This is a genomic window from Microcoleus sp. B7-D4, from assembly GCF_036705125.1.
Lineage (GTDB): Bacteria > Cyanobacteriota > Cyanobacteriia > Cyanobacteriales > Microcoleaceae > Microcoleus.
Map to the genome: position 1 here is coordinate 55706 of NZ_JAUBTT010000050.1, position 6760 is coordinate 62465.

Below are 6760 nucleotides of genomic sequence, written 5' to 3' on the forward strand. Positions count from 1 at the left end.
CAACATAATCTCCTCCAAATAAGCAATTAAAAGTTAACAACTAAACGTTCAACCCGTCACTATTTGCGAACAAAAAGACGCCCGTTACTAGGTTTTACCTAGTATCTAAGGCGTCTTTTAGATTTAGCTCCCAAATGAGTTTGGTGCTTGAGGCACAAATCAAATCTCCCTTCTATTAAGTCAGGCAATTTTAGATTTTAGATTTGAAATTTTAGATCTTAGATTAACCTGATGCCGCTGACATTTGAAATTTTAAATTTTACATTTGTTTCCGATCGCAAAACCGGCAATTTCAAACCAAACGGAGCTTGTAATACAAAGTCTACAACAGGCAATCTAAAATCTAAAATTCTTTCTTGGCTCTGCAGTTAGTTAATAACCGCAGGGCTGTTTCATTCTCACCAAAAACATGAATTTTGACTCTTGTAGTGCTACCCCTACTCCCCGTGCCTACCCCCGACCTAGAGGATTCGATCAGCAGATCAGACCAAGAGGGCCGGCACGGGGGCACGGCCCCTACCGAGAATGAAACAGCCCTGGTTAATAACCGGGAGTATTTCTGCTCGTTCTAAACGTAGGTGTGTTAGTACGGCGAGGTTGTTCTCTCGGAGTTCTGCTAGCCAAGGGACTCGGCGACGGAGGTGGCGTCCGGGGTCGGAAGTCGCCTCGCGGCTCCCGCGAGCCACGATCTGGGCGGTCGCGATCCGGGCGATCGCGATCGCCCCTGGGCGGGCCAGATCCACGATCGCCCGCTTCACCATCGTATATATCTAAGTAGAGGGACTGACCCGCCGTCTGCGCCACCGCTTCGAGCGTAGTCCTAATTGCCTGAATATTGCGTCCACCCCTACCGTAAACCCGGCCTTTGTCCGGATCTTCAAAAGCAAGCCTAACCCAGACCCGCGATTGGCGCGGGTGCAGTTCGCAATCAACCCGCAAAGAGCCGGGGGTCTCTAAAAAAGGCCCAATTAAAAACTTAACCAGTCCAGCATAGTTGGGACTAGCTGACTGTTGCTGTGCTGGATTCAACGTTAGCTCCGGCTCCGACTTGTTCAAATACATGGGCTTTTCTCAGGATGTCACGCACGGTGTCAGTTGGCTGAGCGCCGTCTTGCAGGCGCTTGACAATCGCTGGAACATCCAGCCTGGTTTCGTTATTTCTGGGGTTGTAATAGCCGAGCTCTTCTAGGGGACGGCCGTCGCGGCGAGTAGAGCTGTTCATCGCTACAATCCGGTAGCTGGTCTCGCGTTTTTTCCCGTATCTCTTCAATCGCAGTTTGATCATCTTCTTGCACAATAGTCTTGTTCCAATTCTAAGCTATTTTGTCAGTGCTCCTTCCTCGAACCCCAACTCAACCCCTATTTCTTAACCTCCGACCAAAATATCGCTACGATTTGCTGCCCCCAAGGCAGGTCTGGCGCCGTCAATGTGCGGTGTAATTGCTACTGGTAAAATCGATGCAGTTCCCCATTGCTGCACCAATTTTTGCAAAAATATATCTTGCTGCGCTCTCAAAGAGTCCCAATCGGTGCCGCGATTAATAATTGCAAACCAAACTAAACCCCGATCGCGCGTGGGTATAGCTCCAGCCAAAGCAATCACCGTGTCCAAAGTACCAGTTTTCACCACAGCCGATCGCGGAATGTGTCGGTATTCCAAAGTTCCTTTATCGCGCCCGGACACCGGAAACAAGTCAGCAACTGTCAGCCCAGTCGTCTGAAGGTTGCGCCCGATCGCCTGCATCATCCCGCAAGCCGCCCTCGGAGACATCTGATTTTCCACTCCCAGTCCCGAACCGTTAACTAATTGAAGTTCCTCCTCCGGCACCCCCGCAGCCCAAGTCGCTTGCTGCTGCACTATTTTTGCCCCGCCCAAATCGTCGGCCAGCATCTGAGCTATTTCATTATCGCTGTGGACGTTCATCTGCTTGAGAATTTCGGCTAAAGGAAGCGATCGGCGCTTCAGCAGCAAACGCCCCGAAGTCACAAATTTCTCAGCAATGACGCTGCCGGCCACCGTTACTTGCGGCTTTCTAGTTCCTGGAGCCATCTTAGAATACATTGCCACCACGTCCGCAGGCCAATTGCTACCCTCAAGAGCTTGCCGCAGTATCTCCCCCGCCACCAAAGGATCGGACTGATAATTCATGCGGAAATTGCCTGTCACCACCAAATTGCCCGCCACGCGCTCGATACCCATTTGATTGAGAGCATTGCCCACGGCGATCGCCTCCTCCCACACAAACAGCGGATCGCCCCCGCCGCTGACCACCAAATCTCCTTGCAATACCCCATTGCTAATCGGCCCCGTTGCTCGGAACCGCGTTTCAAATTGATAATCCGGGCCCCAAGTCTCCAGCGACGCCAGAGAAGTCGCAATCTTAGTCAGCGAAGCCCCAGGCATCAGCGTCTTCCCCTGCTGACTTACCAGCGGCACCATTCCCGCTTGCACCCAAATTCCCTGATTTCCATCAATCAGGTTTTTGTCTTTCAACTCTTTTAAATATTCCCGTACCGTCGCTTCTGCGGGCAAGTCTGGATTTGCCGCATTTATTCCCCCAAAAGCCAAATCTTGGGCCACCACTAACCCAGGTATCCCTCCCCGCCAAGCCAGCACGGACGCAGCATTAGGCGCGGCACTGCCTACCCCAGCCATGTCCAGCCACAGAGACATCATCCCTGAGCTAAATAAATCCAGCATTTTTTACTCCTAAAGTCAATCGATTTTAGATTTTAGATTTTAGATTTCAGATTGAAGAAAGCGCTCCCACTGATAAATCCAGGGGCAAGTGATGAGGATGGGGAGCTTTTTTCTCGCTCCACGGATGAATCCGGCGTTCCCGGACTAAAGTGCTTGCGGCCATGTAAACTATTTCATTGATTTTTTCAATATGCCGTCAAAAATAGTAAAGTAGTGACAAAACAAGTTCTATCAGAGTAGCCGGAAATAAGAATTGTCCGATCGGGCGATCGCCAATTGTAATTCTTTATTCAGACTTGTGGATTCACGCTCCTGACTTCCTGGTAGAATTTTTAGTGTTTCTCAAACATTGGTCAATGGGATCGACACGCGCAAGAATTGCAATAGACGCTATGGGTGGGGATCATGCCCCCGCCGAAGTTGTAGCTGGAGCGCTTAAGGCACAAGAAGAATTAGGCGTAGAGATTTTGCTTGTGGGCGACCCACAGCAAATAGAAGACTCGCTCCGGCAACAAGACGCGATCGGCCGCGTCTCTACAGGTCAGCTAGAAATCGTTCCTTCTGAAGGAGCGATCGAAATGCACGAAGAACCTTTGAGTGCCCTCAAACGCAAGCCCAACGCTTCGATTAACGTAGCGATGAACTTGGTAAAGCAGCAGCAAGCTGATGCTGTGGTGTCAGCCGGTCACTCCGGCGCGGCAATGGCTGCTGCCCTGCTCAGGTTGGGCCGGCTCCCCGGAATCGATCGCCCTGCGATCGGTGCGGTTTTGCCGACAATGATACCGGGCAGCGCTGTACTCATTCTCGATGTCGGCGCTAATGTGGACTGCCGCCCCAAATTTTTGGAGCAGTTCGCTCTTATGGGAACTATTTACAGCCAGTGCGTGCTGGGCGTCACCGAACCTAAAATCGGCCTGCTCAACATTGGCGAAGAACCTTCTAAAGGCAACGACGCAGCCGTGCGAACCCACCAGTTATTGGTGGACAACCCGAACATTCCTTTTGTGGGCAATGCCGAAGGCCGCGACGTGCTGTCGGGGAAATTCGACGTGATTGTCTGCGACGGGTTTGTCGGCAACGTGTTGTTGAAGTTTGCGGAAGCAGTGGGCGAAGTCGTAGTCCAGGTGCTTAAGGAAGAGTTGGTCAAAGGACTCCAACATCAAATTAACGACCCTATGCTGCAAAAAAGCTTGCAAGGATTTAAGCAGCGGGTAGACCACGTTGAACACGGCGGCGGTTTGCTATTGGGCGTTGCTGGAGTTTGCATTATCAGCCACGGTTCGTCTCAAGCTGGCTCGATTTTCAATGCCATTCGTTTGGCGAAGGAGGCTATTGACAACCAAGTGCTGGAGCGAATTCGATCGTCCAACAACCAAAGCGCTCTGGAACAAGAAGCTGTGAATTAGAGGCAGTAAGTAGGAATTAAAAATTAAAAATGTAAAATTAAAAATGTCAGCTTAAACCAACTGTTTTGCTTAAAAAAAAGTAATTTCAGCAGTTTAAAAAATAATTTTAATTGGTAGTTTTTAATTTTTAATTTCTCGCTCGATCGCTCATAAATGGAGAGGAATGTTGCAGCAATCAGGGTACGGCATTGCCGTCACAGGTAGCGGTTCTTGTACACCGCAGGTTTCGCTGGATAATAACGGTTTGAGTCAGATTGTAGAAACTTCTGACGAGTGGATTGGGGCGCGGACGGGTATTCGCTCCCGCAGGCTGGCGGACGCCCGCACTTCTTTGTGCGATTTAGCGTCCGAGGCATCGCTTCAGGCGATCGCAATGGCAGAAATTTCGCCGACAGATATCGATTTAATTATTTTGGCGACCTCAAGTCCTGACGATTTGTTTGGCACTGCCAGTAAAATTCAATATCAGTTGGGCGCAACAAAAGCTGTGGCTTTTGATTTGACAGCAGCTTGTTCGGGCTTTATTTTTGGTTTAGTGACAGCCTCGCAGTTCATTCGGACAGGGGTGTATCAAAATGTTTTGCTAATCGGAGCAGATATTTTGTCTCGCTGGGTGAATTGGTCGGATCGGGGTACTTGCATTCTATTTGGAGACGGTGCAGGTGCGGTGGTATTGCAAGCTTCAGAAGTCGATTCCTTTTTGGGATTTGAAATTCGCAGCGACGGCACGCAAAATTCGTCTCTCAATTTGGCTTACAAAGCCGAGTCAAAAGAATTAATTGAGGGCGTCAGCGTCGGAGTTGGCGGATTTCATCCCATCACAATGAACGGTCAAGAAATCTATCGCTTTGCCGTGAGAAAAGTGCCGGAAGTCATAGAAAAAGCTATGTTTCGGGCAAATATTAGCGCTGCTGAAATAGACTGGCTGTTGTTGCACCAAGCCAATCAGCGGATTCTCGATGCAGTTGCCCAAAGGCTAAAGATTCCCCCCGAAAAAGTAATCAGCAATTTGGCGAATTACGGCAATACCTCAGCGGCTTCAATTCCCCTTGCCTTAGACGAAGCCGTGCGTCTGGGTAAAGTTAAAGCGGGCGATACTATTGCTGCTGCTGGTTTCGGTGCTGGTTTGACTTGGGGGGCTGCGATTTTTCAATGGGGAAGGTAATACCATTTTCGATTTTCGATTTTCGATTTTCGATTGGGAATTACTGAGGAACTATGGGTTTGGAGCTGCTAAAGCAGTTTCATTATTTTTGGGAACTGGTATAATGTTTTGTGGCTTTAAACTTTGGCTAATGATTGTGGGGAGTGCGACCGCTGCATAATACAAATCCTTTAACAAGCCATACATAGGGCAAGGGGCGCAGCCGTACTCCCTCGGGACAGGAGTTCTTGACAAGTCCGCCCTGAGATTGAAAATCCTCTATTCTTCGATCGACTTTCCCCGGCTTGAAGCTTGAAAATTGTGCTACCCCTATTAATCAGATTAAAGTAGCAAAAAAAAATAAACCTGGTAAAAATCGCAGTTAGATGTTATAATTATGAGTCGCGAGTAGATAGTTCGTTAACCGAAAGATAGCGGATACCAGCGAGCGAACTTAGAAGCGGGAAAGAAAGAATTTTTGCAATCACCAATTAGCAACCACCAATTAGCAGATTACCGGAAAAATGACTAAAACAGCATGGGTATTTCCCGGACAAGGTTCCCAGGCGATCGGGATGGGTGCAGACTTATTAAACTTGCCAACAGCCAAAGCCAAATTTGAGCTCGCTAAAGAAATTTTAGGCTGGTCTGTCCCGGAAGTTTGCCAAAAAGAAGAAGCAAAACTATCTCGGACTCTCTACACTCAGCCTTGCTTGTTCGTAGTAGAAAGTATTTTGACCGACTTAATGCGAGAAAAAAGCGATCGACCAGCGGTAGTTGCCGGTCACAGTTTAGGAGAATACGTTGCCCTCTACGCAGCAGGCGTCTTTGACTTTGAAACCGGATTGCGCTTAGTCAAACGTCGCGCCGAACTCATGGACACTGCCTCCGGCGGGCAAATGGTGGCTTTGATCGGGTTCGACAGGCAGGAACTAGAATTGCAAATTCAATACAGCCGAGACGTGGTGCTGGCAAACGACAACAGCGAAGCACAAGTCGTGATTTCTGGAACGCCCGCTGCAGTAGAAGATTTGCTTGCCAAAATCAAAGTCAAACGCGCTGTTAAATTGAATGTTTCCGGTGCCTTTCACTCTCCGCTGATGGCATCAGTGGCTGCAGAGTTTCAAGTAGCCTTAAAGTCTGCAAGGTTTTCCGATGCTAAAATGCTGGTTCTCTCGAACGCAGAACCGTCAGCCACTACCAGCGCAGCCACTTTAAAGCAGCGGTTGACTCAGCAGATGACCAAAGGCGTGCGTTGGCGAGAAATTTCCCTGCAATTGCCGCAACAAGGAATCGATCGCGTAGTGGAAATTGGCCCCGGCAAAGTTCTCACAGGTTTGATCAAACGGACTTGTCCCGATTTAGCGCTGGTAAATGTTAGCAGTTTTGCAGATTTGCCCGCGTGAACGAACCTGACGGTCAACGGATTACCGTTAGACCGCAGGCTTCTTTTTCCTTTTTTTCAAAGGCTTTTTTGAGTGACGGAGTTCCCCCGCCACTTTCGTAACT

The 6760-nt window shown here is 49.1% G+C and carries 6 protein-coding genes; 3 read left to right on the forward strand and 3 right to left on the reverse strand.

The features are described from left to right. Positions 1 to 540 precede the first annotated feature (540 nt). The 3 genes from QUB12_RS20345 to QUB12_RS20355 all read right to left on the reverse strand — a co-directional run bounded on the left by QUB12_RS20345 (position 541) and on the right by QUB12_RS20355 (position 2701). The gene (locus tag QUB12_RS20345; protein WP_333282400.1) at positions 541 to 1062 is read right to left on the reverse strand and encodes a KH domain-containing protein; all 522 of its coding nucleotides are present in this window, start codon (positions 1060 to 1062) and stop codon (positions 541 to 543) included. Beyond that, the gene (rpsP, locus tag QUB12_RS20350; RefSeq protein ID WP_333085027.1) at positions 1001 to 1285 is read right to left on the reverse strand and encodes a 30S ribosomal protein S16; all 285 of its coding nucleotides are present in this window, start codon (positions 1283 to 1285) and stop codon (positions 1001 to 1003) included. Before rpsP ends, QUB12_RS20345 begins: the two co-directional genes overlap by 62 nt. A gap of 81 nt (positions 1286 to 1366) precedes the next feature. Further along, on the reverse strand, positions 1367 to 2701 hold the full coding sequence (locus QUB12_RS20355) for a D-alanyl-D-alanine carboxypeptidase (protein WP_333139264.1): 1335 nt from the start codon (positions 2699 to 2701) through the stop codon (positions 1367 to 1369). A gap of 356 nt (positions 2702 to 3057) precedes the next feature. Between QUB12_RS20355 and plsX the strand changes: the two genes are divergently transcribed. From plsX to fabD, 3 genes are all read left to right on the forward strand, one after another. Further along, positions 3058 to 4107: a phosphate acyltransferase PlsX gene (gene plsX / locus QUB12_RS20360; protein ID WP_333139262.1), complete on the forward strand. Its 1050-nt coding sequence runs from the start codon at positions 3058 to 3060 to the stop codon at positions 4105 to 4107. Between the two features lie 163 nt (positions 4108 to 4270). Further along, positions 4271 to 5272: a beta-ketoacyl-ACP synthase III gene (locus QUB12_RS20365; protein ID WP_333139260.1), complete on the forward strand. Its 1002-nt coding sequence runs from the start codon at positions 4271 to 4273 to the stop codon at positions 5270 to 5272. A 503-nt stretch (positions 5273 to 5775) separates the two neighbouring features. Then, positions 5776 to 6657, forward strand: a complete 882-nt coding sequence (fabD, locus tag QUB12_RS20370) for an ACP S-malonyltransferase (protein ID WP_333308158.1) — start codon at positions 5776 to 5778, stop codon at positions 6655 to 6657. The last annotated feature ends 103 nt before the right edge of the window (positions 6658 to 6760 follow it).